Here is a 25811-nt window from a genome sequence, read left to right as displayed (position 1 = left end):
CACGTCAGTAGGTTGCACTGCTCTTCCCGGGTTACTCAACTGACTGGCTATAAAATGATGTTTCATGTCTCTTACGCTCGAACAGATTATTATTTATCCGATTAAGTCGCTGGGTGGCGTTTCTGTATCAGAAGCAACAATAGAAGCCAGTGGCCTGAAATATGATCGCCGGTATATGCTGGTAGAGCCATCGACTGACAACCAGGCAGACGAAGCTACTGAACCAGCAACCCGCCAGGGCAGATTCATTACGCAGCGAACCGTGCATTCAATGGCCTTGATCGATACGGCCATCAACGTACCTGAAAACGAATTGCGTGTATGGCATCGGCACGCGCCAGCCGACGTGCTAACCGTACCGCTGGTACCACACGTGTTAAATGAGCCGATCAGCGTATCGATCTGGGATAGTGAAGACGTACCTGCGCAGCTTGTCAGCGCCGAGGCCGACGACTGGTTCAGCCGGGTAATTGGCAAACCATGCCGCCTCGTCTATATGCCCGATACGACGCGGCGATCGATTACCTCACGCCACACCCGGCACGATGAATTGGCCGACCCGATCGTGAGCTTTGCCGATGGCTTTCCGATGCTGCTGGTCACCCAATCGTCGCTGGATGAGTTGAACCGGCGGCTGGCCGAATCGGTGGATGCGCCACTGACCATGGCCCGTTTTCGGCCCAATTTCATTGTGGAAGGGCTCTGCTGGCCCCACGATGAAGACACCTGGGCAGCCATTGATCTGGACGGGGCAACATTCTATGGAGTAAAGCCCTGCGTACGGTGTGTGCTGACAACAATTGACCCCGAAACCGGAGATAGAGGAAAAGAACCATTGCGGACGTTGGCAACCTACCGCAGTTACGAGAACAAGATTCTGTTTGGGGAAAACTTCATGCCTGCTACCAGTTGTGCCGGCCACACCATACATGAAGGAGCAAGCATCCGGGTTCTGGAGCGTAAAGAACCGTGGTTGCCTGTCAGTTTATAAACGGTAACCGTAACCATCATGCTTCGTCCTGCTATTTATTTAAGTCTCCCTGTTGTATTGGGGGCTGTTTTCTCGAACCGGTTGGCGGTGCGGCTGTCTGACGTTGATCCAATCCATTGGGCTACCACACCGCTGCTGGCCATTGTTGTCTGGATGATCTATACAACCGATCGCCTGCTGGACGTCCGCCAGATGCCTGTTCCGCGTACTTCCCGCCATCGCTTTCATGCCGCAAATGCCGACCTCCTGTGGGGTATGGTTGGTGGGTTGGGCGCTGTTGGCGCTATTCTCGTCTTCTTTCTGCCCGGTCCTGTTGTGCGCTTTGGTGCCGTGTTGGGCATTGCCTGTATCGCCTATGTGCTGGCTGTCTACCAACTCCGCGACAGACACCCGGTTCTGGTAGCGAAAGAGCCCCTTGTTGCCGTACTGTTTACGGCTGGTATCTGGGGAACGGTTTGGGTGCAGCGAGAAACGATTGGCTGGCCATTCAAGGTGCAGATCGCCTTGTTTTTTGGTATTGCCATTCAAAATTTACTGCTGTTCTCGATCTTTGAGCAAAAAGATGCTTCCAGCTCATTAGATACCGTTTCGCTGGCTACGGCCTGGGGTGTCGGTCGATGTGAGGCTGTTCTGCGTTGGCTGACGTTCGTTATTGTGGTTGGCGCGCTGGCTTTGTGTTTTACTGCCGACGATTCTGGTGGCGGAGCTCGTTTCTCACAACGCGCCAGTTTAATGCTGGGTATTATGAGTCTGGTGCTGTACGTTATTCAGCGTTATCCGGCTTATTTTCTGAAAAACAATCGGTATCGATTTATTGGCGATGCTGTATTCTGGCTCCCTGCGCTGGTACTATAGCCAGGAGTGACCAGTTTGCTTCACCAGCATAAAAAAAGGCAGCCCTTTCATCAGGGCTGCCTTTTATATGAAAAGCAGGTACGTTAGGGGAGAGCCGTAAGGTTGACGGCTTCAACACGGGTAACTTCCGGAACGGCTCGAAGAATCGCTTCTTCCAGGCCGCCTTTAAACGTCATTGCCGACATAGGGCAGCTTCCGCAAGACCCCATCAACTCCAGACGAACAACGCCTTCATCGCTGATATCAAGTACTTTAACATTACCTCCATCAGCAGCCAGATAAGGCCGCATACTGTCAAGTGCCTTGTCAACACGGGCAATCAGAGGATTCACGCTGTCTACGACCATTTGCATAAAATCAATGTCTTCTCTCGTAAATATAGCACAATTCAGGTATTATACCCGTGTAAACTCGACGCGCTTCGTTTCGTCTTGCGTGGCATTACGAATAGCTACCCGGCGGGCCAGGGCTTCGGCAGCACCCCGGAACGCATCAGCTGCCGGGCCATCTCCCGAAACCAGGGCTGGTTTACCTTCATCGCCTGCCTCGCGAATGCTCTGTACCAGCGGAACCTGACCCAACACCGGTACGTCGAATTTCTCGGACAGGATAGCAGCGCCGCCCGAACCAAAAAGGTAGTAGCGGTTATTGGGCAATTCGGCAGGAGTGAAGTAGGCCATATTCTCAACGATTCCCAACACAGGTACGTTGATTTGAGGCTGCCGGAACATGGCTAACCCTTTGATGGCGTCGGCAATCGCTACCTTTTGCGGCGTTGTAACGATGATCGCCCCGGTAACCGGAACAGTCTGTACCAGCGAGAGGTGAATATCACCCGTACCGGGAGGAAGGTCAATCAGCAGGTAATCGAGTTCGCCCCACTCTGTATCGGAAAAAAACTGCTGCAACGCCCGGCTGGCTACCGGCCCACGCCAGAGCATGGCCTGATCGGGTGGTACCAGAAAACCAATCGACATCAGCTTGATGCCGAATTGCTGGATGGGCTGAAGACGATTCTGACCGTCGATCTGGATGATCTGTGGCTGCATATCTTCGGCGCCAAACATAACCGGAATGGAAGGACCGTAAATGTCGGCGTCGATGATGCCTACCTTCGCGCCCGATTTGTGCAGGGCTATGGCCAGATTGGCCGTTACCGTCGATTTGCCAACGCCACCTTTACCGGAGGCCACTGCAATAATGTTCTTCACGCCGGGAAGCAACGGGGCGTCATTACGCGTCGACGTGACGTTGGCGGTCATATCGATTGTAACAGTCACTTCAGGGCCAATATGCGTGTGAATAGCATCCTCGCACCGCTGCCGGATCAACTCCTTCAACGGGCAGGCGGGCGTGGTCAGTACAACCGTAAAGCGAACAGAATCAACCCCTAGCTTGATGTCTTTAACCATGCCTAGCGACACAATGTCGCGCTTGAGGTCTGGTTCCTCAACATGGCCTAAAGCGGCCAGTACGGTTGGTTCGGTGAGTTTATAACTTGACATTTCTGAAGAAGTTTACCGTTTTTAGTTGCACTGCTAGACAAGACAGTTGGTTGCTGGCAGCGCAACTGAAAACGGTAAACTGTTTTATAGTAAACGATTCAAAATCTCAGCGCGTTCGGCTGTTGTATCAATACTGGCGGGCAGCACTTCAATTTGTCGGAGGAGTTTCTGTAGAAAAAGCCGATGCGCGTCGGTCAGGCCATGTAGCGGCCTGTGTGCCATTGCCCGCCGAATTTGTTCCCATTGTTTAACGAAGGCACAAAGGTCGGGTGTAAAGGCGCTTTCGGCAAACTTCGTGAATACATATTCGTGCGCCTGTGCATTCGGGTGAATCAGATCAGCCTCGTAGAATCGGTAATCGCGAAGGTCATCCTGAACAAGCTCATAAGCCGGGAAATAATAAACCATCGGTGTAGGCATATCCAGTGCAGATTCGGATTCGCCGCACAACTCAGCACAGACGGTTCTGAGCAGGGCTTTACTGGCTGAGTTCAACGGTAGCCCATCTCGGATATGGCGCACGGGACTAACCGTGAGAATGATCGTCAGTTTAGGATTATGTTGCTGAAGCAGCCTGAACAGGTCTGTCAGCTCGTTACGGGCCAGGCCAATCTGACACAGAAATCTATTGAACAACGTACCTGGCATTTTGTGGCAGTTTGCCACTAGTTGCTGCGTTTCCTTGTGCTGGTAAACTACCGCTGATCCGAGGGTCAGCAACAGCCAGTCTGCCTGCTGCAAGCCAGTTCCTATTTCCTGTAAACGTACCTGTAGTAACTGAGCCAACGCTGCTTTGGATGTCCCCCAGAATGACGAGTGGAAGTCGTAGTGGAACCACAGCCCGTCGCGCTCTACATACCCCACCTCGTCAGGCAAGTTGCCGGTTAAGGCCAGCTTGAGCAGCTTACTGATCGAAAACGGGTTAAACAACGTACCCAGCGGGTTATTCAGTACCGTTAGCTTATGATCGGCGAGTCGCGCGCCTATCACCTCGGCAAAGCAGGAACCGATGGTTACGATCCGGTCGGTCAGCTTTAGCTGAACTGGCAGGCGGTCGGGCGTTAGTTCGGTGCGAAATTGCATACGGAGTCAACGCAAAAAACCGCCTGATAGTTGATCCGCTACTGACTGTTGAGATAGTGCTTCAGGAGCAATACTTAATACAGATACATATGCTTGGGTACTTCGGGCGCTATCAATCGCTCATTAATCCAGTGTAGGCAGGCAACTCGGTTGGCTTCCGTCAGCGTGCGGAGCCGGATGGCCGCGTACAGCTGACTGACTCCGTTGTCTGCCTTTGCATGTATATCACATTCAGCAACAAGAGGACAGTCTTCTATGACTTTTTGAACATGAGTGATTGATACATTCACGCCCGCAATGGGTATAGCATCGTCTAGACGGCCTACTACAGACAACTCACGTTCTGAAATCCAGTTCAGCCTGTCGGGGGCTGGGTACGTTGCTCCGGTGTTTGTATTCGTAATCGTTGCTGGGTCGTTTGTAAATCGCTCCAGATATGGGAAAAGCGTAAATGGCTGATCGGGCGAATGACGATAGCCCATGCCACCCGTATCTGATGAGCCGTAAATTTCAGTCAGCACAACGCCGGCCTTGCTGAGCCGATTAAACAGATCGGGTGGCATCGGTGCTGCCGACGAGATACCCCGACAATGTATTGCCGGATTCTCAGGTAATGCCCTGTAGAGGAATTCCCAAGTGAGGGGAGTGCCAACAACAAGGGTATCTTCCGTTAAATCCGAAACCTGTTGCTGGTTTAGCGATTGAAGTGGACAATCCCAAAGGGCAGGGAGAAGAACCGTAAAAATGAACCCGTATATATGATTGGCGGGTACGCTGGTAACTACATGAGCCGGTCTTGGTATCAGCTCCGTTAGAAAACGGGCTTCGGCAAGCAGCGAGGTCAACGAATGGGTTACCGATTTAGAGGCCCCTGTAGAGCCTGATGTGCGGAAAGTCAGCACTTGGTCGGCCTGCGCCCTTGCCCGCAGCACGCAATTTATCCAGTGAGACAGGCTGGTATTGGCTAATAAATAGTTGTCTGCTGACGTCTGAAAAATGCCAAACAACTCATTCATATGAGCGGCCAACTCCATACGTTGCAGGGAATTTAGCCCCAAATCGTAGTGAAGGTCTACGTGGGCCATTGCGCCGACAGTCAGCCCATGTTGGGGCAGTTGGGTGATTCGGCTGGCCGTATCAAGAATAATCCGCCCGACGTTCTCAGGAGTCCAGATCATGACCGGTGCCGGAGTGCGTCAGCCTTCACCAGAAAATCGGTAACATCATCGAAGAAAAAGAGCAGACTATCCGGCGTGATCTTTTCGATCGTCAGGCTGAAGTGTCGCTCGATCAATGATTGTCCGTAGGCGAAGTGAATGATGTACGGTTCCTGATCAATAATCAGTCCCGAGTCGAAGTAGAAATCGGCTATTGCGCCTCGAATAGCCGGTATGAAGCCAGAAAGCGTATCGATGATATTTGTACCCGGAAGGTCCAGGTACGTTGCCAGCGGCATCATCAGTTGAACTGCTTTCGGGTTCACTTGCCGGATCTTTCCTTCAGCATTAGCTTCTACCATGGCCAGCGGCGAATGGTGGAAGATAGGGAGCAGTTTCTGAAGATGAAGTTGCGCGTCCATCATCAGGAGAACGATTTACGATCAACCAGAAAGTATTGAAACCGGCTATCGGGCGATTTAAGCAGGCGTAACCTGACCTTAACTGGCTCACAGACATAGGTCAGTATGTAGTCAAGTTCTTCGTCCAGTTCCGGCTGCGCATACTTTGAGGCCACCATCATGTTATTGGCACAAGGCGCAATTTGCGTGAAGTAGTATTTGCCAAGCGCGTACTCTTGCGAAATACCGGTTATGTGTGACTCTGATTTACAATAGGCGGCTACGATACCATCGCGTGTCATACGCACAATGCCGAAAGGGGCCTCATCGAACTGGTCGTCTGTTTGAGACTCCAGCCAGGCGAGCATATTTGGGTCAGAAAAAGTAATTGGCTGAGTCACGATTTCGGTTATTAAGAGAGACGAGAAATGAATTGCTTTGATCGTCAGATACTTACTGTATATTGACTAAAAAATACTGGTACTTGCTAAAAGTCGATTTAAGCAAGCGTAGTCGAACTTTGACCGGATCGCATACATAGGTCAGCATGTAATCAAGTTCTTCGTCCAGTTCTGGCTGCGCATACTTTGCTGCTATCATCATGTTGTTGGCACAGGGCGCTACTTGGGTAAAGTAGTATTTGCCTATCGCGTACTCTTTGGAGACGCCAGTAATATGTGATTCTGATTTGTAATATCCTGCCACAACTCCCTCGAGGGTCATGCGAACGATGCCAAACGGCACTTCATCGAGTTGCTCGTCTGTCTGGGTATCCAGCCAGGCGAGCAGTTCTGGAGCTGAAAAGTCAACGAGTCTGATCATAATTGACTGGGTAATGCAGCCGTTTGGATGGCAGCTTAGACAGGAAGGTATACGCTGAACGTTGCTCCTTCACCAGGTTTACTGGTCGCAGTAATGGCTCCCCTATGATTTTCGATAACTTTCCGGCAAATCGCCAACCCAACACCGGTGCCGGGATAGGCTGTTTTACTGTGTAATCGCTGAAAGACCTGGAAAATCCGGTCGAGGTACTTCTCATCAAAGCCGATACCGTTATCGGTAATACTAATCTCGTAGAAAAACGGAATGTTGGCTGACTGGTCAGTTGTCAGTGATAGTTCCGTTTTTAATATTGACTCTGGTAGATCAGCGGCAGCAACCTTTCGCGCTGAAATCTTTACAACAGGCGGTACGTTTGGCCGACGGTAAAGTATGGCATTGAACAGAAGGTTTCTAAACAGCTGATTAAGCTGCGTTCTATCGCCCATCACTGTAGGTAGATTGCTAAATTCGCACACAACGCCTGATTCATGAACAGCTATGTCCAGGTCATCGATGACACTACTCATTAGTCGTGTCAACGACACCAGCTCGAAAGGACTACGTTGGGTCGATACCCGTGAGTAACTGAGCAGATCAGCAATCAGATTCGACATCCGCTGGGCTGCCAGCTGCATTCGGCGAATCATATCGCGGCCGTTTTCGTCGAGAAGCACCGCATAGTTGTTGGCCAGTAAGTCGCCAAATGACTGTATCTTCCGGAGCGGCTCCTGCAAATCGTGGCTGGCTACGTAGGCAAATTGCTGTAGATTTTCATTGCTTCTACGGAGTTCCGTATTAGCCATTTCGAGCGCCTTATGCTGGTGTTTTAACTCCGAAACGTCCAGAAAGGTGAAGAGGACCAGGTCACCATGACGAATCAGCGAGGACTTGAACCAGCTATTAACGCCCTCTACTATATTGGGTAGCACCCATTCTTTAGTAACGCCCGTTGTGGCTACTTCGGCTACTAGATCAAAAAAAGCGTGCCCCTCCTCATCGGGGAACAGCTTTAGCATTCGCTTGCCAATCAACTGACTCATTGTGCGCTTCGATGTGTTGAGCTTAACACTATTGACCAACTCTATTGTAAAGTCAATAATGCTTCCCGGCTGCCCGTTAGCCAATTTCTCCCGAACGGCTTTATACAATACCAGTCCCGACGGCTGAGCGTCGATTACCAGCTGCAATAAGTCAGCCTGCTCTTTTTGAGCAAGCTGCGCTTTATGTTGCTCCGAGACGTCCATGTATGTCATCAGTACACCATCACCTACCCGGTTGAACTGGGCGTCGAACCACCCGTCGGAGCGTTCGGTGTAATAGGTCAGAATCATGTGCTGGGTACGTCCCGTTTCTATGGTTTGTTTTAAGGTAGTTTCAAGTTCCGTACCTCTGAAGCGTGGAAATAAGGTTAACAGGTCTTCACCAACCAGATACTCCTCCGTAAAGCCTGTCAGGTAATTGTTCATCCGGTTGGTCATCCGGTATCTAAAGTCGATGATCTGCTGGTTACTATCCCGAACGGCGTCCCAGAGCACAAGCCCTGCCGGCGTGTTGTTGCTGATCGATTGGAGCAATTCGGCCTGAGAATGAATGGCCTGCTGTGTCAGTTTCGACTGCGTGATGTCTGTCAACGTCAGAATCAACTGATCTTTCTTTGGAGTAAGCGAGGCCTGATACCAATGAGTTTGGCCTTGACTTTTAAAAGGCATCTCGAAGGCATGCGGCAATCTCGCTTCCACGGACGCTATACAACGGTTGAGCAACCCCAAATTAGTATCCCCTTTCAGCAGTTCACTGAGGAGCTCACTAGATTGGCCATTAGTTACAGTGCCGAATACCTTTCGGAAAAAGTTGTTCGCGTGTAGAATCTGTAGATCAGTAATATGTTGGTTGAGGCTGCGAACGGCCTTAAAGATCGCAAGCCCCACGGGGACCCCCATCAGGATATCGTCGAGCAGAAGAGAACTTTGTTGAGCCGCTTCTTCCTGCTTCATGTACATCGTGATATCATTATACGTCACCATAATGCCAATGTTTACCCGAAGAATGGTGTACTCACGCCAAATGTCATATTCTGGGTAGTACTTCTCGCCAGATAGAGATTGGCCGGTTCGGCAAACCTGCACATACTTGTCGAAAAGACCATTGATACTGGTCGCAGGGTAAATTTGCCAGATCGTTTGTCCTATGAGTTCTTCACGGGTAAAGCCGCCACTCATGCGCAGACCGACTTCGTTAATCATAACAAACCGAAAATCATCTATCTGGCCGTTTGCACCGTAGATGGGCTCAAAAACGGTAATTCCACTAAGCGAAGCGTTAAAGGCTTGCGTAAGGGTTTCAGTTAACTTTTTCGAATCAGCTTCAGCTTTGAGTTGTGATATGTTGTTGTACGACACCACCACCATGTCTTCCAGTGGAACTGCAGATACATCGAACCAGTTGGGCTGTACTTGGCCACTCAGCGTGTACTGATGCTCGAATCGATCTGCTTTGCCTGACAGGAGTACGTCACGGTAACGCTGGAACAATTGTTTATTGGTATCTCTCGGGAATACCTCATTAAATGACAACCCAAGGAGCTCTACACCCGAACGCCCTAAATCCTGCTCGGCCACAGCATTAAGCATAACTAACCGCAGATCATTTATAGTCCCCTCCTCATCTTGTACGCCACTAAACAATAACACTCCGTTCTGAGAGGCTGTCAATAAGCTTTGTAGCAAAGCTGGAGCTGATTGAGTAATAGCGTTCATCGTTGTTGAAAGAGCTAGTTTTGGGGCTGTGAATCATACTGATTAACTAAATCGAGCTAGAGGTCAATTGACAGTGACGCTTATGTACTACTAGAAAACTAAATACGCTAAGCTAGTAAAAAGAATAAACCAATTGCGTGTACTTAAGTTATTTATTAAGTATATACACATGGATATATTGGCATTATTGAGTAAATATAGCAGAGTTGTTTAACTTTTGATAAACAAAATATTCCAGGGAAGAATATTTTGCGGATATTAGTTTAGTAAAATAAGTATAAAGTAACTTGTGAGTATTGAGCACAAAAAAAGCGGACCTTTCGGGTCCGCTTTTATAAACTGATGGTGGTTTTAGAGACCTAGGCTGGCATTACGCCTGCACAACAGTTTCGCCAACCACGTCAACGCTAACCTGATGCTTCACTTCTTTGTGAAGGTCAAGCGTAGCCTGGTATTCGCCCAGGGTTTTCACGTCTTCGATGGTGATCTTCTTCCGGTCGATGTCGAAGCCTTTTTCGCGTAGGGCATCGGCAATCTGCGTGTTGGTTACCCGACCAAAGATTTTGCCGCTTTCACCGGCTTTCGCCACAAGCGTCAGTTTCAAATCGCCAATCTGCTCGGCCAGGGCCAGGGCGTCATTTTTGATCTTCTCTACTTTGTGAGCAGCCTGACGTACGTTCTCGGCCACTACTTTTTTATTCGAAGGGGTTGCCATAACAGCAAAGCCCTGCGGAATCAGATAATTACGACCATAGCCCGGCTTCACCGAAACAATGTCGTTCTTATACCCAACGCCGGTTATATCGGTTTTGAGAATGATTTCCATGTCTATAAAGAGTTTACTGTTTACAGTTTGCTGTCTACTATTGCGCTGCGTAGGTACGTTACGTTGCCTAAGCAGCGCAACAGTAGACAGCAAACTGTAAACAGTAAACTATAAACTTTATTTAAGTGAATCGGCTACGAAAGGAAGCAGGGCAAGATGGCGGGCACGTTTAACGGCCTGACCAACTTTACGCTGGTATTTCAGGCTGGTACCTGTGATACGGCGGGGCAGAATACGGCCCTGATCATTCAACAGCTTCAGCAGGAAATTGGGATCTTTATAATCGATATACTTAATACCGGCTTTCTTGAAGCGGCAGTACTTTTTGCGGACTTCGCCGCTATTCATTGCTTCGTTCTGTAAGCTCATGGTTGTTCGTCCCGGTTACCGGGCGTCTGCTGTTTCTTGTTTCTTCTTACCCACCAAACCGTTTTTCTTCCGGTCATTATACTCAACGGCGTGTTTGTCTAACACGGTCGTTAGGTCACGGATCACGCGCTCGTCACGTAGATACTCAATGTTGAGCTTCTCGATCAGCGTAGGATCACATTTAAACTCGAACACCTGATAGTAACCCGTGTTCTTGTTTTTGATGGGGTAAGCCAGTTTACGCAGACCCATGCTGTATTCATGCACAAGCTCAGCTCCGTTGCCAGTCAGCAACGTCCGATACTTGTCAACGGCGTCCTTTATCTGAGATTCAGATAAAACGGGAGTCAGGATGAACACCGTTTCGTAGTTCTTTTGGAACATGATGAAATTAATTTGATTTGAAATGAGGCCGCAAAGGTAAGTAAAAAAGTCGTAAATAAAAAGGAGTCATAGGTTGTAAGTCATATTGCCAGGCCGGGTACGTTACCGGGCAGCGCGACTTACAACCTATGACTCCTTTTTACTTACGACTACTTTCTATTTTACCGTAAACTCTCCCTGACCAATACGGAAGCCTTCTGAATAGATTTCGACGGTATGACGACCCTCATTGAAACGTTGACCACCGCGACCATAGATAAAGGCAATTTGCTGGCCTGTGTTGTTGTAATCGATTCGTTGCATAGACGTGTAGATCATCTCTTTATTGGCATACGTGAACTCGCCGGAGCCAGTGGCCATGTCAGAAATAACGGCGCCGCTCGGGTCCAGGATACGCAGATAAATATCTTTGGCATTTTGCTGCGTCAACGGGTTCGGGCTTAATCTGAACGAGACCTTGATTTTGTCGAGGCGTTTGGCTTTGTAGCTGCCCCCGTCCTGCTCTTTACCACGGGTGTTTAGAGCCGTTACCGCAATATCATCGGCATGAAGTGCCGCCGCTACAGTAACCTTATCGCTAAGCTCTCGATTCTGGGCCTTAACCTCTCTTGTTTTGGCAGCATAACTGACAATCGTATCCGATAGCTCCTGCTTCTCGGATCGTAGATTTGTATTTTCAGATGCTAAGGCCGTATTCTGCTCGGTCAGAATGCCGTTCTCTTCGCGTAGTCGGGCAATCTCCTGATCTTTTTCTGCCAGCAGGCTTTCATAGTTACGGATCTTCTGGTTGAAGGCCCGGGCGTCGAAATTGTTTACATCCCGAACCCGAATCTTATCTTTTTCAATCTGCTCTTTGACTTTCAACAGAGAATCAACGCTGCCTCCCAACTGTTGAATTTCGGCAATCTTGGCGTCTAACTGAGCCGAAATGGAATCAAGTTTCATCTTCGTCACCAGCACTTCCTCTGTCTTGGCGGCAATGGTGGCGTCTTTTGTTTTGTTGTTTTCTTTTTCCTGGTACCAGAAATACAGCAGCAACACGTTCAGCGCAGCTAAAGCCAGTAGGGCAATGATGAGAAAACTACGGCTACTGTTATCGTTTCGTTTTTCGGGTCGTTGTTCCATAGTATAGGATACAGGGTGATGCGGTTAGAGTGGAAACGGCAGGTTGTCGGCAATTTGTATAGATTCTCACCGAATTCACCAGTTTGCGGCGGAAAAACTACAGCATTCTCCACGAAACTCAAACCTATCTTTGCACAATCTTCCCTAACGGTAAGCGTTGAATGACGCATTTTATATGACAATCGAAGCATCTATTCATCATATTGAGCAACAACTAGCGGGGCAGGCGGCGTTGATTGCCGTTACAAAAACAAAGCCGGTCAATCTGTTGCAAGAGGCCTATGACGCTGGTTGTCGGCATTTTGGCGAAAATAGGGTGCAGGAAATGGCCGAAAAGCAGCCGCAGTTACCAGGCGATGTACGCTGGCATCAGATCGGTCATTTGCAGACAAACAAAGTCAAATACATTGCTCCCTTCGTAAGCCTGATCGAATCGGTTGATAGCCTGAAATTATTAGAAGAGATCAATCGGCAGGCCCGTAAATATAATCGGGTGATCGATTGTCTGCTACAAGTGTATATCGCTGATGAAGAGACTAAATTCGGTTTGTTGCCTGAAGAAGTAATCGATCTGTTACAGTCACCGGTGCTCGACGAACTGCCTAATATTCGGATCACGGGGCTCATGGGTATTGCCACCAATACTGATGATGACGCTCAGATTCGGCAGGAGTTTAAAAGTCTGAAGCAGCTTTTTGATGCCCTGCGACCGGTTGAACGCCCCAATGTTTCCCTGCGCGAACTATCGATGGGCATGAGCAGCGACTACCTGATTGCTGTTGAAGAGGGCAGTACGATGGTGCGCGTTGGAAGCGCCATCTTCGGAAGCAGAAGCGTTTAAAGCGAGAGAGAGGGGTTACTCAGAAAATCCAGTGACTATACTCCTTATGCGCAACGTTTGCTCACTCACGAGTTGGATAGCCTCCATTCACGTACCTGAACAGGCGCTTTCTGCAAGGCATTATATAATTCCTGATCGTCGGTAAAGACCAATTGATTTAGACTATTGTACTCGATGTGTGCTGTAAATTCAGGTACGTTGTACGGCCACGGCTCAACTCCAATTGATTCATCTTTTCGCTGAAAAACGTAATAATGCACGCCATCCGGCCCGATGCTGATCTCGAGCCGTCGGCCTTCCGGGGGCACCTGATTCAGGCAAAGGATTAGCGAAAAGGCATCGCACCATTGCACGAAATCATACGCGTATTGAGCTACCGCTTTTGAGACTTTATACTCGCGGCGCCACGATTGCTGATTTTCTTTTTGCTCATCCAGAAACTCATCTAAACCGGCTGATTCCCCGCGTTTTTCTTCGTACAAAAAACTGGCGTGCATCGAAACCATCAAGGCGTTCCAGCGACTTTTCTGTAATGCCACGTTAACCATGTTCTTCGCCTGTTCTACAGAGAATTCCAGTACCTGAAAATGGAGCGGTGCGCCTGCCGTTGTCAGGTGATTGCGGCCTTCGTAAGGAAGTTGCCCGTCATCATGTTCGGTGAGTGCAATCAGCGTCTCGGGCCAGTGTGCAGGGCGTGTATCAGGCTGCCAGTGCATGGCCAGTTGAAAAGCAAGCAGTCCATGTGCCGGTTGATGAGTTATTTCCCAGCCAGCATCAATAAGATTAACGATCATAAAAAAGAAACAGCCGGTTGCATTGCTCTCCCGAACACGACAACCGGCTGCGGTATGGTAGTGGCTTACTACTAATTGGTAACTTTCACATTCTCGCCTTCCTTGTAGGTATCGCCCGTTACGGCCGCACGGGCCATTTCAAAGAGACGAACCAAGCGACTGTCGTTAGAATCCCAGTACTCGGCCAGTTCGGTATGGACCTTCAGAAGAGTCAGTTCCGGATCATCTTTCCCGTTCGGGAACCACGGCTTGGCCATGTCTGACCATAGTTCATCAATCTTGGCGCGGTCGTCAAGTTCCTGTGCTGAACCGGATATTGAGACAAAATCAGAATCACCGGCGTCGGCGAAACTAAGATTAACCTTATCGTCGTGCTGTTCAACTTGTGCTACTTTGGGAGATGATTTTTTAGTAAAAAACCAGAGTGTACCGTCGGCGTCCATTTGCATGCAGGCCATTGGGCGGCTAACCAGGTTGCCCTGCTCATCCTGAGTCGTCATCATCGCAATGCGAATGTCGTCGACCATATCTTTGATTTTTTCTAATCCGGCGTTTTTCTGTTGTTGAGTTTCCATCGTGTTGAGCAAAAAAAAGTTTACTGCTTTCAGAGTCCAGTTACAGGTCACGCTGCGGGTAAGGCAGTTGGCCCAGTAAGGAGTGACTGAATACAGTAAACTGGAAAAGGTAAAGTATGTTAGTTGTAGAGCGCGTCGCGAAGGTCAATTCCGTAAAAACGCGAGGCAGGCGTTGATACCGTAGCGGACTCAGTTTCTCGTGGTGCATCCATTTTCAGAATGTTGGCGCAGCTAACGATCGTCTGCTGGCACATCGCATATACCTGTTTGGCTCGCTCGTTGTTGAACTGTTTGGCTTCATCAGCGCATTTTTCGCAGACCTCAATACAGGTCTGTGCCAAAAGCCGGGTATTCTCTGAGCCACGAACGTAAAGCATAGCTACCTGACGGCACAGATCCGCACAATCAAGATTCAGGAAAATGAACCGATACCAGTTTTCAATATCAGTTGCCCGAGAAGACTCCGTGGCAGTTTCGTCGCATAGTGCAGCGCAGCCAGTCAGTGTGTCGTAGATGGTTTTGTTCCAGATCATGAGGTGTATCCGTTAGAAATAGCGTAAATCAGGCTTGTGGGTACGTATAAATTGGCTGGCTCTGCGTATCGGGAAAAGCAGCGCGAGCTTGCCGACGGGCTTCTATGATACTGGCCTGTATTGCTTCCTGACGGTCCATGTCGCCCCGAGACATCATCATGTTGGCTAACTCAATAGCCTTCGCCCGGGTGGTTGGACTTAAAGACCGCATTGCTGCGGGAAAGTGAGTAGGAGTCCAGTTCATAATAGTCGTCATAATACTTGCTGTTTGCCTGAAACGGGTAAATAATTGTGCCAGATTCCAGGAAAGTGCTACCATCGTTAATGGGTAGTCTGTTTAATTTCTCATAATCAGATAGTTATCGGGGATATTTGACCCTGTGTTACGGAGAATAACTGAATTGGGACTGCGAAAACTGTAGAGTTTATTGCCCACTTTTTTCCACAAAAAATCCCCGACTGTGGAAGTTGGGGAATTAATCCATTTGCTGGAATCGATGCTTACACTACTCAATAAGAATGCGTAGGTAGTGAGAAGTAACGCCTCTGCTCGCTCTTTATTAATAGGCGTCCAGTGCGTCTACGCGATCATCAACTCCGTCTTTAACCGTTTCAATGGCCTGCTTGGTTTTAGTCCAGCTGGCGGCTGTCACCTGGTCAATTTCCTTAAGTAAACCAGTCATCGTGGCGCGCTCTTTTTTCAAAGTGGATAACCCAGCGGTAAGTTTTGTCTTCGCAGCACCCGTAGCCGTTTTCAGATCACGCTCGTATTTAGCTGTTTTTTCGTCGATATCTTCGATTTCGGCGTTCAACTCCTTACGCATGTCGTCGCGGTCAGCATCCCAGGTTTTCTTGAAGTCTTTCCGGGCCGAATCCAGATCGGCTTGCTTGTTCATTACTTCTTCTTTGGTCTCGCCTTCTACCTGAGCGTTCACCACTTCCTGTTTGGCTTCGGCTACGTCTTCGGCCTTATTCTCTGTTTTCGATTCACAGCTAAACTGGAACGTACCCAGCATGATGGCCAGCATAGTGGCCGCGTAAGTCATCTTTTTCATAACGTTGTGTGTTTTGGTTGATTGATCTGATAAACGGGATTTCCAGGTTGAGGTTTAGCGATTTTATCTGTAGGGCAACACGGATGTAGCTGCGGGTTTGGGAACCCATCATAAAAGGTAATCGGTTTTCTGTGCAGGTTACGGTGCTAATCCGGGTCCCTTTTCTCCTCCTTTTTTTGTACCTTTGTAGCCTGATTCTTAGAAAAGTACTAAATGAACAGAGAGCAGGAAATTGCCCGTCGGCGGACCTTCGCCATCATCAGCCACCCCGATGCCGGCAAAACCACACTGACCGAAAAACTGCTGCTTTTTGGCGGAGCCATTCAAACCGCCGGGGCTGTAAAATCTAATAAAATCAAGAAGTCGGCTACTTCCGATTTCATGGAGATCGAGAAGCAGCGGGGTATCTCCGTGGCTACCTCGGTGATGACCTTCGACTATGACGGAAAGAAGATCAATATTCTCGATACGCCTGGTCACAAGGACTTTGCCGAGGATACGTATCGTACGCTGACAGCTGTAGACAGTGTCATTCTGGTAATTGACTGTGTAAAGGGTGTAGAAGAGCAGACCGAGCGGCTGATGGAAGTGTGCCGGATGCGCGATACGCCGGTGATCATTTTTGTGAATAAAATGGACCGCGAAGGCCGCAATCCGTTTGATCTGCTGGATGAGCTGGAAGAGAAGCTGAATATCCGGGTACGTCCTCTGACATGGCCTGTAAATATGGGCTCTGACTTTAAGGGCGTATATAGCCTTTACGAGAAAAAGTTATATTTCTTCCGGGTCAATAAAACCAAAGTAGAAGATGATGTGCTTCCCATCGATATCAATGATCCATTGCTTGACGAGAAGGTAAGTACCCGCGATGCCAACCAGTTACGCGAAGACGTGGAACTGATTGAGGGCGTGTACGATCCGTTTGACGTGGCTGCGTACCGGGCTGGTAAAATAGCACCGGTATTCTTCGGGTCGGCCGTGAATAACTTTGGCGTGAAAGAATTGCTTGACGGATTCTGTCAGGTTTCGCCTGAACCCATTGCCCGTCCAACTGATAAGCGAGTTGTAGAACCGGAAGAAAGCAAGTTCAGTGGGTTTGTATTTAAGATCCACGCCAATCTTGACCCGCGTCACCGCGACCGGATTGCCTTTTTGCGGGTCTGCTCGGGTTTGTTCGAACGGGGCAAGTTTTACCACCATACACGCCTTGATAAAGATGTTCGTTTCTCCAGTCCCTTCAGCTTTATGGCCGATGCAAAGGCGGTTGTCGATGAAGGGTTCCCCGGCGATGTAATTGGTCTGTACGATACAGGTACGTTCAAGATCGGTGACACGCTGACAGAAGGGGAAGATTTTCAGTATCAGGGTATTCCGAGTTTCTCTCCGGAGTTATTCAAAGAGCTGGTTAACCTCGATCCGATGAAGACCAAGCAGCTCGACAAAGGTATTCAACAGCTTACCGACGAGGGCGTAGCTCAATTGTTTACGCTGGCGCTGGGTAACCGTAAAATCGTTGGTACAGTAGGTGAACTTCAGTTTGAAGTAATTCAGTACCGCCTTGAACACGAATATGGCGCAAAATGCCGTTGGGTGCCGCTTAATACAAGTCGCGCCTGCTGGATCACTGCCGATGACAAGGTGAAACTAAACGAGTTTATTCGACTGAAGGGCAATCAGGTTGCCTACGACAAAGACCAGAATCCGGTATTCCTGGCCGAGTCAGACTGGATGCTGAGGATGAATCAGGATAACAATCCGGCTATTACATTCCACAAAACATCTGAGTTTAAAACGGAAATGGTATAAGGTTGTTCCAGCGTGCTTGAAGGCCGTTTAAGCGGAATTTCGGCTTTCTTGAGTGATTGCTTGTTTAGCTGGTAATAAACCAATCACTCCGTATGAAAAAGCTAATTATGGTTGCCGCATTACTTGTTGCAGGTACGTCGGTATCAGTTGCACAAGACAGCGTTAAGGTTGCGAAACAGAGCGCAAAAATGGTTAAGAAAGAAGCCCGGCACATGAAACATGAGGCGGGTAAAGTTGACGACAAGGTAGCTAAAAATGTAGCTAAGGAAACCAAGAAACAAGCCAAACATATGAAGAAAGAAGTCAAGATGACGACGAATTAGCGTTATCCCTGATTTCTTTAAACAAGCAAAAGGGAAGGCCAAATGGCCTTCCCTTTTGCTTGTTTAGCCCTACGAATACAAACCGAACAGGTTAACAAATTTTTAATAACAAGTCTATAGACTGAGTAGTTAATAGGAAAACAAACCAAACTCAGGTTATGAAAAAGTTGATCTTGTTTGCCGCGCTCCTCATTGCAGGTACGTCGGTTTCGTTTGCTCAGGACGACGCAGCTAAAGCTGCCAAGAAAGAAGCGAAAATGGCCAAAAAAGAGGCTCGTAAAATGAAACATGAAGCCGGTACCAATGACAACGGTATGGCAAAAGATATGGCTAAGGATAGTAAGAAGGCAGCAAAAGAGGCTAAAAAAGAAGCCAAAGCGATGAAGAATCCATAGGTTCTTTAAACTTGACAAACCCATAAAAAAGGGAGACATTGACCGTGTCTCCCTTTTTTATGGGTTTGTCAATCAGTGAGATTGACTAGACATTTTATAGTTTACGACGGGCAGCCAGTGGGTGGAGCGACATTGGCCTGTACTCGTCCGGATTAATGACGTGAAAATCGCCGCCAGTTTAAAATCGCGCTCGTAGTTGTGCAGGTTCTTCATCACCGTGTGGTCGACGTACCTGGCGTGGTGCAGGTCAACGATGACATGCTGACCGGCTTCCTGTGGACTTAAATCCAGCTGTTTTTTGATCGAGAGGTAATTGGTAAATAAAGCCGCGCCTTTGATCGTCAGGGTGTGGTTTTTACCATCTGACTCAAGCGTCTGAACCGGATTGAACAGATAGTTTACCGGTAAACCCATTACCAACTGAATAATAAACTCAGTGACGATGCCGACGGCGCTACCAATCAACAGGGCACACCCATAATAGGCGGAAAGTTGCTGGCCGATGCAATACCGAGACTCAGGGGCAATAAGCGACACCTGAAAGCCCGAAATCAGGTCTGATTGCCAGATCTCTTTTATGCCCGCGAGACCGTTCGCAGGAACAAAATGGGTACTCGGTTTGGCCACTGTTTCCATGTGATTTGTTTAGTTCGTTTGTCGTTATTTGGTAGTGCCACGAAGGTCACTTTGGCCTGTTAAGGGGTCTTTAATCCTAAATTCAAATGAGAGTAAAGGTATGCCCTTCTTTTCTGATAGTGCCTTGATTTTAAGGCAGTTATTAGCATTAATGTCAGATAAACGGCCTGTCGGGGAAAAGTTTCAGGTCAAGATGACCGATAGGCCGTTTCGTAGATCGACTTCACGTATGGCCCCAGAAAGATGAGGGCGTATATACGGATGATGGCTAGTCCGTCAAGGATGAAGCTCAGTGATACGAAAAGGGCCAAAATGATCTGCTTTTCAAGCATGTGGCCGAAAATCAGATCTGCACAATAAATGTAGAGGTGATTAGGAAACCAGTTACGCCCAGACAGGCCAGGAAAAAATGAACGCCAGCTTGGATCGCTTCAATGAGTGTCCATGAAACTGGTCGAGGTTGATATCTTTCTCAAGTGACTTGATTCGGCTAATGCAGATGAAACCAGTAGCTAGCCCGCTCAGGTACAGCAGTGTTTGTGTGTAGTGGAATTGCTCGTTGAACGAAATGGCCAGCGCTACCCAGAAATGGTTCATAATGATAAGAAGTCAGCTCATGCGGGCCTTAGGGCGCTCGGTGAATGCTTTCAAGACCATTATCAAGCCGATGAACGCGAAGAAGACAGGTTGGCAGTGTATCCTGAAACAGAGCTGAAGTGTTGTTGCTATGCCCGTTAGCAACTACCTACTACTCTCGCTAAGTGCCTACGTGGAGAATAGGAGTTTGAAAACGTAACTATCGACGTATACTAGTCAACGTTATGTTGACTGGTATACTAATTTGCATTACTATCAATTGGATGAAACAAGCGTAAGCGCAATTCATACTTCGCTTCCGGCAGTTTTAAATCATAATTGACATCGATGATATGTTAGTTTGCGAGCAACGATCTGTCAACTGTTTTAGCTGTCGGTAACTGCGTAGTTTTCTTAAATCATAAACTGATAATTTTGGTAAGTTATTTTTTTGGTTTGCCGGCATAATCTGTAAGTACCAGCAGTAGAGAATAATTTCCAGGAATATAATAATTAGACTATAGACATAGTAGATTAATCTATATTGTATATATTTTCTGTTTGTTACAGAAGGTAAACTTAGGTCTATTTTTGATGTATATACGTATAAAATAATCAGCCATAGACAAACAATTTTATGTATTTATGAAGAAAAAATGAATTAAATACAATTGCGTGTTGTTCGTCACCGCTTTTTGCCGTTTATTAGTATTAGCTAAATTAAATTAAGCAAGAGTGTGCACACATGATTTACTTCCTCTGTTTGCTGATAGATTTATCGCTCATGAATTAGAAACTTAGAAACGAAGCTTTGTGACAAGTTTGATTCACAATTAATACAACACTATTGACTATCGTAAGTAATAATTAAATCAGTTCAGTGGAGGGAAACAGCGAATGTCTGTATTAATACTTATTGGGTTGAGCAACCATTTCAGCCTGTCTTCCACTAGTAGGAATGAGTGACCAAGGGACATTTATCTATGCTTTGACAAGAAGATAGATAATAAATTAAGCGTTTTATGACAATCCTTTTGCTTGAAGATGATCCGATTTGGCGATTGAACCTCCGCATGATCGCAGAACAGTTTACCAACTCAACAATTGTTGAACTAGCTACATATGATGAAGCGCTGGTGTATTTAGAGCATAACCAACCAGACATAGTTGTTTCTGATGTGTCGCTGAATAAACAGATTTCTTTTAATTTATTCCAATCGGATAACAGAACGTACCCAGTCATATTTATTACTGGCTACGCTAATCATGAGTTTCTACAGGAAGCGTTGCAACTGCCAAATAGCAGTTTTTTAGTAAAACCTTTCCACGATTATTCTTTAGTAGCCCTGATTGAGAACATGCTGAACCAACCCAGGCAATCCTTTAAGCCAATGGTTAAGGGTTTAACAGTTGTGGGTAAGCACAGGCAAAAGATAGTGTTGCCTTATTCAACCGTTGTGCATGTTGAAGCCCAGGGCAATTATACGATGATCCATCTGGTAGATCGAAAATATCTGCTGAAAAGAGCACTTAAAAGTGTGTTATCGCAGTTGGATTTACGTTTTGTTCAGATTCATAAGACATACATAATCAATAAAGATTTTATCAACCGAATAGATTTGAGCGAGTCTCGAGTAAATGTTAATGGCGTACACTTTCCCATTGGCCGTATGTATCGGAAAGAATTACTGAATAATATAAATGAATAACTTTACGCTTTTTTTGAGTACATATGAGGCTTGCCGTAAAATTGCTTCTTTTTTTCTGGTTATCAACTGAATTTGCCTTCGCGCAATCATTTAAATTCTCAGATACGTACCCTGTTAATAATGTAGATAGCCTGGAGAAATGGATAAGGGATAATCCCAAACCTTCAGTATCCCGATTAAAGAACTTAATTCATCTGGAACGTACCTATACCTGGGAATATTCTGGTAAAATAGGTACGAACCTTGTTGAGATTAATCGGTTAACGAAAAAATATAATATTCCGGCAGCACGCGCTGTATATTACTACCTGAATGGATATCAATACCATAACAAAAAACGAGTTTATGCATCTATTCAATATATAAAACAGGCACTTGATCTATTCCAATCTGCAAATGATATTTCCGGCCTAATTCATGTATATGCCCTCCTGGTTCAGATACAATACGATACGTTCGGAGATTCTATAATTAAAGAAGATTTTTTTGAAAAAGAATACGCAAATGAACTAAAAAAACTGTTGAAGATATCTGATAATGATCACGATTATTTGCAAGGAAAAATTGCCCAGTCTAAGTCTTTGACAGAGCAAAAATATGCAAAGTATATGGAGCAACTTATGACAGAAGTTTTGCAAAAAACAAAAGAAAAGCCATCGCTCCGATATGCTGAACTTCGGGTTAGAATAGATTTGTCGATAAGCTTATTTCTTCAAGGACGGATAGAGGAATCATACTTGGAAAATAGAAAAATAGTAGCCAGCCTTCATGAGGGTCAGTTTCAGGAGCTGATGGTGATGTATTATAATATGTCAACTGATTGCAAAAGGTTGAAACGATACACGGCTTGTGTAATGTACTGTAATAGCGGAATTGCAATCATTAGGCGCTATGAACCAAAGAATTACCAATATCTCCGTGAATTCTATATCAACCTGAAAGTAGCTGCCACTCAACAGGGAAACATGGCTGATGCACTCGCTTATTCAGATAGTGTTTTTAAGTATGTGAATTTGGCTGAAGAGGTTGAAAATAGTCAGAAAATGCTTGAGGTTGAAAGCCGATTTGAGTTTGAGCGTAAACAGATACAAATTCAGAAACTACAGCAACAGCAGCATGACGCCGACGAGCAGCAACGCATGATGGTACTGGCTTTAGCTATAGTTGTTATCGTAGCCCTGTTTTTTGGCGTACTGGTAAACCAGCTCCGAGAAGCGAATCGGCAGCTTAAAGCCTTAACCCAGTCACGAGAACGCTTTTTCAGTATTATCGCTCATGATCTGCGTCGCCCCATGCACACGTTTCATGGCATGAATAAGCTGGTTAGCTATTACCTTAAAACACACCGGTATGAGGCGATTGAAACGCTGTCTCAGGCCATTGATGAAGCTGGTTATAAGATTCAGCTTTTGCTCGATAACCTGCTTCGGTGGGCACTCTCGCAGCGTGACGAGCTACCTTATCATCCTGAGACGATCGCATTGCTACCAAAACTGAATGAAGTCATTGGGTTATTTGAGAGCCTTTCCTATAAGTATCCGGTTACGTTTTCAATTACCTGCCCTGACCACTTTTATATCTTCGCAGACTCAAATGCTATTGACTTAATTTTTCGTAATCTGATCGATAATGCTCTCAAATCGATGAGCCAGAAGGGAGGAAGCATACGAATCGAAGCCACTCAGACTGATTCGCAGGCGATCACTATTTATATTAAGGATACAGGGAATGGCATGAATTTGCGGCAACTGGTAATGATAAGGCATATGCTGGCAGATCATACCAACGCTCAACCCGGACAGACTGGCGTAGGGCTGGGGCTGGTTTTAATCAGTCAGTTTACGAAGCGTAATCGGGGCCGCATACTGGTCGAGAGTTCGCCCGCAGTCGGCACCACATTTACGCTTACCTTGCCTACAACAAAGACTGTAGCCGAGTTAACAAATCCGGCCTATCGCCGCGTCCCCAACACCTATTGACTGATAGGAGATCCTCTTGCAGTTCGTGTACATAAACAGAGGTTCGTCGCCAACTTGCCCGCTTTTATTCAATTCTCGCACGCCTATTGCGACCGATTTTCGTCAGAAATATGTGCATAAGTTTTTGTGTCGTTTTCGCAAGTAACTGCGTAGAACTCTGTGACTGATTGTAATGCAAAAGACGGTAAACTGGTCCACTAGTTTCAGTTAGGTACGTTCACTATCTAACTACTGTTTGGGCTGGTATCTGGCTACAGCCGGTAGGGTAGCACCATTTCTCTTGCATTTCGACTTTTCTATGCTATTTCCAGCTATCGTTTAAGTGTAGCATAAAAGAGTGATAACCAATCCATTTCGCTACGCTACGCGCTTTTTCAACCAAATAGATTGGTTGACTGATTATTTTTTAATCTGACTAAACATAGTACTTGTCTAAGCCAATAATGAAGGCGGCATTCGTAAATTCGTACATCAACTACTTATAAACATTGTCCCATAATTCAGCGATCGTTAGTGGTTTTTTGCCTGATTCGAGAACCCGTGCCAAGTAACTCAGCTATCCCGGTCTACGTGACTGTTACATGAAAAGAACGTCTGCTAATTCTGAGGTAGTTTATACGTTCTATGCTTCGGACACCTGCTTATTGTAACGATGAAGTTGTTTAGGCTAATGAAAAAAAACTTCCGTCGAAGTGCGAAATTTTAGTCGCTACACTCAAATTAACTCACGTATTGGAAATTTTAGATAAACTATCATCCCACTCCGGATTCTGCCGCATCTAATTGTAGACTAACGGGATATACGCATCATAGTAAATATGACCGCTCTAGTTGAAGCTATACTTTACGAGGTCAAGACGGGTTATCAATAGCGAAAACTCCCTGTTAAACAGTTTTTTGACGATGAACAATTGACTTGGCAAGGGGGGTGTTATCATTTTAACAAGGTGGCGCAAGGGTGGGTCATGGCGGCGATCCTGGCTCAACGTCATGCAGCTCAATAAACGTTTCCTGGACATGTCAAGTATTCAGTTTGCATGGGATAACTCAACCGGTCCGTCGGCGCGGGGCATTTTTTAAACCTCTCGTCGAACACACGCCTTTTTTCATGGGTACCTTTTAGTTTGTCCCACAATGTGCTTAGAACCTGTCTCCAGTCAAATGTAGAAAATCCATTCGCCCGGTTGTTTTCAGGCGCTGGCAATCCTGCCAAAGGTTAGTGATCGAGCCGTCGAGGCCGTCGGTAAGCTCATCCCATTCGAATAGATCGGTGGCGAAGGTCGTTTCGGAGCCGACCGATTTATGTTCCCGGTCGGGCCTCACTGGGTTGTCATCGATGGCATGGCAATGGCGTGATAGAAGTGGCCTATCTTGCCGAAATGCCGTACCAGAAAGGCCTCGGTCTGCTGCCGGAGGTAGAGGCCGGTTGCTATACCTAGCTGATTCATTTTGCCCACCGTGGCTAGCTCGATACCATGAAACTGGCCCACGCGCAACGATTCGACAAACGCTAGTCCGGCTTACTGACAGACAGACCATCGGGTTGACTGTGGCCGGAGGCGAGTTTCGCCAGGAACTTGTTGTATGAAGCCTCTGCCGAAGCGGTCAGGCCGGTGGTTGCCAGACTCCTGGCTTTGATTTCCCGGGCAATCTGGGTGGCAGACGAAATTCCCAACTGGTTCGCGGTGACATCAGGATAAGCTTCATCGAGATGGGTTCGATGAGCGGCGTGTATGCTGCAAAAATGAATCGGATTTGCGGAGAAACGGCCTTGTAGACCTCGAAACAGGGTTTTACAAACAAAAGATCTGGCCATTTGCGGCGGGCGGTGCTCGACGGCATGGCCGACCGTACGCCGAAAACCCGGGCTTTGTAACTCGCCGCTGCCAGCGCACCCCGTTCCCGCGAATCGCCTACCGCCACGGGCTTACCTCCCAACGCCGGGTTGTCGCGTTGCTCCACCGACACATAAGAAGGTCTCCATGTCGATATGGATGATTTTGCGGACGGAAACACCTGCCATGGCTCACTATAGTAAAAGGCAAATATACTGGTCACTGTAAACTATTGAGATAACTCGTTTTCAAGCTATTTCAATGGATTCTAGACAGAATAATCGTCGAAAAAGAGTCAACTGCTAAGTACCCCGATCCGCTCAAAGGAATAATAGAGATAGACGTATTTTTATTTCAGTATAATTCGTTTAATGCTTACAAACTGCTATTTATAAAATGAGTATAAATAGTAACTTGAAATATATTGAAATTGAGGCAAGAATAATTGGTATTTCCCATTTATTGTTTTCTTAAATACAT

General features: G+C 47.0%; 30 protein-coding genes and 1 pseudogene. 8 read left to right on the top strand and 23 right to left on the bottom strand.

Annotated features, from left to right (window positions below; genetic code table 11):
• Positions 1-64 precede the first annotated feature (64 nt).
• A complete protein-coding gene (locus J2I46_RS29695; protein WP_207332739.1) occupies positions 65-991 on the top strand; it encodes an MOSC domain-containing protein in 927 nt (308 codons plus the stop codon).
• Positions 992-1009: 18 nt separating this feature from the next.
• Positions 1010-1846, top strand: coding sequence for a hypothetical protein (locus J2I46_RS29690; protein ID WP_207332738.1), 837 nt, complete (start codon positions 1010-1012; stop codon positions 1844-1846).
• 83 nt (positions 1847-1929) lie between these two features.
• On the opposite strand, the gene J2I46_RS29685 is transcribed toward J2I46_RS29690, so the two are convergent.
• The 12 genes from J2I46_RS29685 to J2I46_RS29630 form a co-directional block, all read right to left on the bottom strand.
• On the bottom strand, positions 1930-2199 hold the full coding sequence (locus tag J2I46_RS29685) for a NifU family protein (RefSeq protein WP_207332737.1): 270 nt from the start codon (positions 2197-2199) through the stop codon (positions 1930-1932).
• A 42-nt stretch (positions 2200-2241) separates the two neighbouring features.
• Positions 2242-3351 carry an Mrp/NBP35 family ATP-binding protein gene (locus tag J2I46_RS29680; protein ID WP_207332736.1) on the bottom strand — a complete coding sequence of 370 codons (1110 nt, stop codon included), beginning with the start codon at positions 3349-3351 and terminating at the stop codon, positions 2242-2244.
• A gap of 84 nt (positions 3352-3435) precedes the next feature.
• Positions 3436-4434 (bottom strand): GSCFA domain-containing protein, encoded by a 999-nt coding sequence (locus J2I46_RS29675; RefSeq protein ID WP_207332735.1) that lies wholly within the window; start codon positions 4432-4434, stop codon positions 3436-3438.
• 74 nt (positions 4435-4508) lie between these two features.
• On the bottom strand, positions 4509-5612 hold the full coding sequence (locus tag J2I46_RS29670; RefSeq protein WP_207332734.1) for an AMP-binding protein: 1104 nt from the start codon (positions 5610-5612) through the stop codon (positions 4509-4511).
• Complete coding sequence (locus tag J2I46_RS29665; protein WP_207332733.1) at positions 5609-6016, bottom strand: hypothetical protein; 408 nt, start codon at positions 6014-6016, stop codon at positions 5609-5611. Before J2I46_RS29665 ends, J2I46_RS29670 begins: the two co-directional genes overlap by 4 nt.
• On the bottom strand, positions 6016-6393 hold the full coding sequence (locus J2I46_RS29660; protein ID WP_207332732.1) for a photoactive yellow protein: 378 nt from the start codon (positions 6391-6393) through the stop codon (positions 6016-6018). Before J2I46_RS29660 ends, J2I46_RS29665 begins: the two co-directional genes overlap by 1 nt.
• 52 nt (positions 6394-6445) lie before the next feature.
• Positions 6446-6814, bottom strand: coding sequence for a photoactive yellow protein (locus tag J2I46_RS29655; RefSeq protein ID WP_207332731.1), 369 nt, complete (start codon positions 6812-6814; stop codon positions 6446-6448).
• A gap of 35 nt (positions 6815-6849) precedes the next feature.
• Positions 6850-9570: a PAS domain-containing protein gene (locus tag J2I46_RS29650; RefSeq protein ID WP_262898070.1), complete on the bottom strand. Its 2721-nt coding sequence runs from the start codon at positions 9568-9570 to the stop codon at positions 6850-6852.
• A 370-nt stretch (positions 9571-9940) separates the two neighbouring features.
• Positions 9941-10396, bottom strand: coding sequence for a 50S ribosomal protein L9 (rplI, locus tag J2I46_RS29645; protein ID WP_207332729.1), 456 nt, complete (start codon positions 10394-10396; stop codon positions 9941-9943).
• A 117-nt stretch (positions 10397-10513) separates the two neighbouring features.
• The gene (gene rpsR, locus J2I46_RS29640) at positions 10514-10765 is read right to left on the bottom strand and encodes a 30S ribosomal protein S18 (protein ID WP_085412948.1); all 252 of its coding nucleotides are present in this window, start codon (positions 10763-10765) and stop codon (positions 10514-10516) included.
• 15 nt (positions 10766-10780) lie between these two features.
• Complete coding sequence (rpsF, locus tag J2I46_RS29635) at positions 10781-11149, bottom strand: 30S ribosomal protein S6 (protein WP_207332728.1); 369 nt, start codon at positions 11147-11149, stop codon at positions 10781-10783.
• A 156-nt stretch (positions 11150-11305) separates the two neighbouring features.
• A complete protein-coding gene (locus J2I46_RS29630) occupies positions 11306-12274 on the bottom strand; it encodes a DUF8428 domain-containing protein (protein WP_207332727.1) in 969 nt (322 codons plus the stop codon).
• Between the two features lie 175 nt (positions 12275-12449).
• Between J2I46_RS29630 and J2I46_RS29625 the strand changes: the two genes are divergently transcribed.
• Positions 12450-13115: a YggS family pyridoxal phosphate-dependent enzyme gene (locus J2I46_RS29625; protein ID WP_207332726.1), complete on the top strand. Its 666-nt coding sequence runs from the start codon at positions 12450-12452 to the stop codon at positions 13113-13115.
• A 65-nt stretch (positions 13116-13180) separates the two neighbouring features.
• Here the strand turns inward: J2I46_RS29625 and J2I46_RS29620 are convergent, their stop codons facing one another.
• From J2I46_RS29620 to J2I46_RS29600, 5 genes are all read right to left on the bottom strand, one after another.
• The gene (locus J2I46_RS29620) at positions 13181-13909 is read right to left on the bottom strand and encodes a DUF3891 family protein (protein ID WP_207332725.1); all 729 of its coding nucleotides are present in this window, start codon (positions 13907-13909) and stop codon (positions 13181-13183) included.
• A gap of 71 nt (positions 13910-13980) precedes the next feature.
• Positions 13981-14484, bottom strand: a complete 504-nt coding sequence (locus tag J2I46_RS29615; protein ID WP_207332724.1) for a pyridoxamine 5'-phosphate oxidase family protein — start codon at positions 14482-14484, stop codon at positions 13981-13983.
• A 119-nt stretch (positions 14485-14603) separates the two neighbouring features.
• The gene (locus tag J2I46_RS29610) at positions 14604-15017 is read right to left on the bottom strand and encodes a four-helix bundle copper-binding protein (protein WP_207332723.1); all 414 of its coding nucleotides are present in this window, start codon (positions 15015-15017) and stop codon (positions 14604-14606) included.
• Positions 15018-15045: 28 nt separating this feature from the next.
• Entirely contained in the window at positions 15046-15228 is a 183-nt protein-coding gene (locus J2I46_RS29605) for a hypothetical protein (protein ID WP_229380016.1), read from the bottom strand.
• A gap of 349 nt (positions 15229-15577) precedes the next feature.
• Complete coding sequence (locus J2I46_RS29600) at positions 15578-16072, bottom strand: hypothetical protein (RefSeq protein ID WP_207332721.1); 495 nt, start codon at positions 16070-16072, stop codon at positions 15578-15580.
• Between the two features lie 213 nt (positions 16073-16285).
• Here J2I46_RS29600 and J2I46_RS29595 point away from each other — a divergent pair, with 213 nt between their 5' ends.
• The 3 genes from J2I46_RS29595 (at position 16286) to J2I46_RS29585 (ending at position 18596) form a co-directional block, all read left to right on the top strand.
• A complete protein-coding gene (locus J2I46_RS29595; RefSeq protein WP_207332720.1) occupies positions 16286-17878 on the top strand; it encodes a peptide chain release factor 3 in 1593 nt (530 codons plus the stop codon).
• Between the two features lie 92 nt (positions 17879-17970).
• On the top strand, positions 17971-18201 hold the full coding sequence (locus tag J2I46_RS29590; protein ID WP_207332719.1) for a hypothetical protein: 231 nt from the start codon (positions 17971-17973) through the stop codon (positions 18199-18201).
• 158 nt (positions 18202-18359) lie between these two features.
• The gene (locus J2I46_RS29585; RefSeq protein WP_207332718.1) at positions 18360-18596 is read left to right on the top strand and encodes a hypothetical protein; all 237 of its coding nucleotides are present in this window, start codon (positions 18360-18362) and stop codon (positions 18594-18596) included.
• 72 nt (positions 18597-18668) lie between these two features.
• On the opposite strand, the gene J2I46_RS29580 is transcribed toward J2I46_RS29585, so the two are convergent.
• From J2I46_RS29580 to J2I46_RS29570, 3 genes are all read right to left on the bottom strand, one after another.
• Complete coding sequence (locus tag J2I46_RS29580) at positions 18669-19232, bottom strand: hypothetical protein (protein WP_229380015.1); 564 nt, start codon at positions 19230-19232, stop codon at positions 18669-18671.
• Between the two features lie 188 nt (positions 19233-19420).
• On the bottom strand, positions 19421-19564 hold the full coding sequence (locus J2I46_RS29575; RefSeq protein WP_207332717.1) for a hypothetical protein: 144 nt from the start codon (positions 19562-19564) through the stop codon (positions 19421-19423).
• 52 nt (positions 19565-19616) lie between these two features.
• Positions 19617-19829, bottom strand: coding sequence for a hypothetical protein (locus tag J2I46_RS29570; protein ID WP_207332716.1), 213 nt, complete (start codon positions 19827-19829; stop codon positions 19617-19619).
• A 1001-nt stretch (positions 19830-20830) separates the two neighbouring features.
• Between J2I46_RS29570 and J2I46_RS29565 the strand changes: the two genes are divergently transcribed.
• Positions 20831-21517: a LytR/AlgR family response regulator transcription factor gene (locus J2I46_RS29565; protein ID WP_207332715.1), complete on the top strand. Its 687-nt coding sequence runs from the start codon at positions 20831-20833 to the stop codon at positions 21515-21517.
• A gap of 23 nt (positions 21518-21540) precedes the next feature.
• Positions 21541-23496: a sensor histidine kinase gene (locus J2I46_RS29560; RefSeq protein WP_207332714.1), complete on the top strand. Its 1956-nt coding sequence runs from the start codon at positions 21541-21543 to the stop codon at positions 23494-23496.
• Between the two features lie 1140 nt (positions 23497-24636).
• Here the strand turns inward: J2I46_RS29560 and J2I46_RS33395 are convergent.
• The 3 genes and pseudogenes from J2I46_RS33395 to J2I46_RS33385 form a co-directional block, all read right to left on the bottom strand.
• On the bottom strand, positions 24637-24819 hold the full coding sequence (locus J2I46_RS33395) for a DinB/UmuC family translesion DNA polymerase (protein ID WP_310589102.1): 183 nt from the start codon (positions 24817-24819) through the stop codon (positions 24637-24639).
• Positions 24816-24944, bottom strand: a complete 129-nt coding sequence (locus J2I46_RS33390; RefSeq protein ID WP_310589101.1) for a hypothetical protein — start codon at positions 24942-24944, stop codon at positions 24816-24818. Before J2I46_RS33390 ends, J2I46_RS33395 begins: the two co-directional genes overlap by 4 nt.
• A 62-nt stretch (positions 24945-25006) precedes the next feature.
• Positions 25007-25419: pseudogene (locus tag J2I46_RS33385) on the bottom strand (Y-family DNA polymerase).
• Positions 25420-25811: the final 392 nt, after the last annotated feature.

The sequence above is a fragment of the Fibrella forsythiae genome (assembly GCF_017353175.1).
Taxonomy (GTDB): domain Bacteria; phylum Bacteroidota; class Bacteroidia; order Cytophagales; family Spirosomataceae; genus Fibrella; species Fibrella forsythiae.
The sequence above is the reverse complement of the archived record's forward strand: the minus strand, read 5'-3'. Positions and strand labels throughout refer to the sequence as shown.

Bases quoted from the DNA above. Each gene is read 5' to 3' on its own strand.
- J2I46_RS29675 (WP_207332735.1), bottom strand. From the start codon at position 4,434: ATGCAATTTCGCACCGAACTAACGCCCGACCGCCTGCCAGTTCAGCTA.
- J2I46_RS29630 (WP_207332727.1), bottom strand. From the start codon at position 12,274: ATGGAACAACGACCCGAAAAACGAAACGATAACAGTAGCCGTAGTTTT.
- J2I46_RS29605 (WP_229380016.1), bottom strand. From the start codon at position 15,228: ATGCGGTCTTTAAGTCCAACCACCCGGGCGAAGGCTATTGAGTTAGCC.
- J2I46_RS29695 (WP_207332739.1), top strand. From the start codon at position 65: ATGTCTCTTACGCTCGAACAGATTATTATTTATCCGATTAAGTCGCTG.
- J2I46_RS33390 (WP_310589101.1), bottom strand. From the start codon at position 24,944: ATGAATCAGCTAGGTATAGCAACCGGCCTCTACCTCCGGCAGCAGACC.
- J2I46_RS29590 (WP_207332719.1), top strand. From the start codon at position 17,971: ATGAAAAAGCTAATTATGGTTGCCGCATTACTTGTTGCAGGTACGTCG.
- J2I46_RS29570 (WP_207332716.1), bottom strand. From the start codon at position 19,829: ATGAACCATTTCTGGGTAGCGCTGGCCATTTCGTTCAACGAGCAATTC.
- J2I46_RS29620 (WP_207332725.1), bottom strand. From the start codon at position 13,909: ATGATCGTTAATCTTATTGATGCTGGCTGGGAAATAACTCATCAACCG.
- rpsF (WP_207332728.1), bottom strand. From the start codon at position 11,149: ATGTTCCAAAAGAACTACGAAACGGTGTTCATCCTGACTCCCGTTTTA.
- J2I46_RS29565 (WP_207332715.1), top strand. From the start codon at position 20,831: ATGACAATCCTTTTGCTTGAAGATGATCCGATTTGGCGATTGAACCTC.
- J2I46_RS29690 (WP_207332738.1), top strand. From the start codon at position 1,010: ATGCTTCGTCCTGCTATTTATTTAAGTCTCCCTGTTGTATTGGGGGCT.
- J2I46_RS29600 (WP_207332721.1), bottom strand. From the start codon at position 16,072: ATGAAAAAGATGACTTACGCGGCCACTATGCTGGCCATCATGCTGGGT.
- J2I46_RS29585 (WP_207332718.1), top strand. From the start codon at position 18,360: ATGAAAAAGTTGATCTTGTTTGCCGCGCTCCTCATTGCAGGTACGTCG.
- J2I46_RS29610 (WP_207332723.1), bottom strand. From the start codon at position 15,017: ATGATCTGGAACAAAACCATCTACGACACACTGACTGGCTGCGCTGCA.
- J2I46_RS29650 (WP_262898070.1), bottom strand. From the start codon at position 9,570: ATGAACGCTATTACTCAATCAGCTCCAGCTTTGCTACAAAGCTTATTG.
- J2I46_RS29595 (WP_207332720.1), top strand. From the start codon at position 16,286: ATGAACAGAGAGCAGGAAATTGCCCGTCGGCGGACCTTCGCCATCATC.
- J2I46_RS29625 (WP_207332726.1), top strand. From the start codon at position 12,450: ATGACAATCGAAGCATCTATTCATCATATTGAGCAACAACTAGCGGGG.
- rplI (WP_207332729.1), bottom strand. From the start codon at position 10,396: ATGGAAATCATTCTCAAAACCGATATAACCGGCGTTGGGTATAAGAAC.
- J2I46_RS29615 (WP_207332724.1), bottom strand. From the start codon at position 14,484: ATGGAAACTCAACAACAGAAAAACGCCGGATTAGAAAAAATCAAAGAT.
- J2I46_RS29560 (WP_207332714.1), top strand. From the start codon at position 21,541: ATGAGGCTTGCCGTAAAATTGCTTCTTTTTTTCTGGTTATCAACTGAA.
- J2I46_RS29680 (WP_207332736.1), bottom strand. From the start codon at position 3,351: ATGTCAAGTTATAAACTCACCGAACCAACCGTACTGGCCGCTTTAGGC.
- rpsR (WP_085412948.1), bottom strand. From the start codon at position 10,765: ATGAGCTTACAGAACGAAGCAATGAATAGCGGCGAAGTCCGCAAAAAG.
- J2I46_RS29665 (WP_207332733.1), bottom strand. From the start codon at position 6,016: ATGATGGACGCGCAACTTCATCTTCAGAAACTGCTCCCTATCTTCCAC.
- J2I46_RS29575 (WP_207332717.1), bottom strand. From the start codon at position 19,564: ATGCTTGAAAAGCAGATCATTTTGGCCCTTTTCGTATCACTGAGCTTC.
- J2I46_RS29670 (WP_207332734.1), bottom strand. From the start codon at position 5,612: ATGATCTGGACTCCTGAGAACGTCGGGCGGATTATTCTTGATACGGCC.
- J2I46_RS29685 (WP_207332737.1), bottom strand. From the start codon at position 2,199: ATGCAAATGGTCGTAGACAGCGTGAATCCTCTGATTGCCCGTGTTGAC.
- J2I46_RS29655 (WP_207332731.1), bottom strand. From the start codon at position 6,814: ATGATCAGACTCGTTGACTTTTCAGCTCCAGAACTGCTCGCCTGGCTG.
- J2I46_RS29580 (WP_229380015.1), bottom strand. From the start codon at position 19,232: ATGGAAACAGTGGCCAAACCGAGTACCCATTTTGTTCCTGCGAACGGT.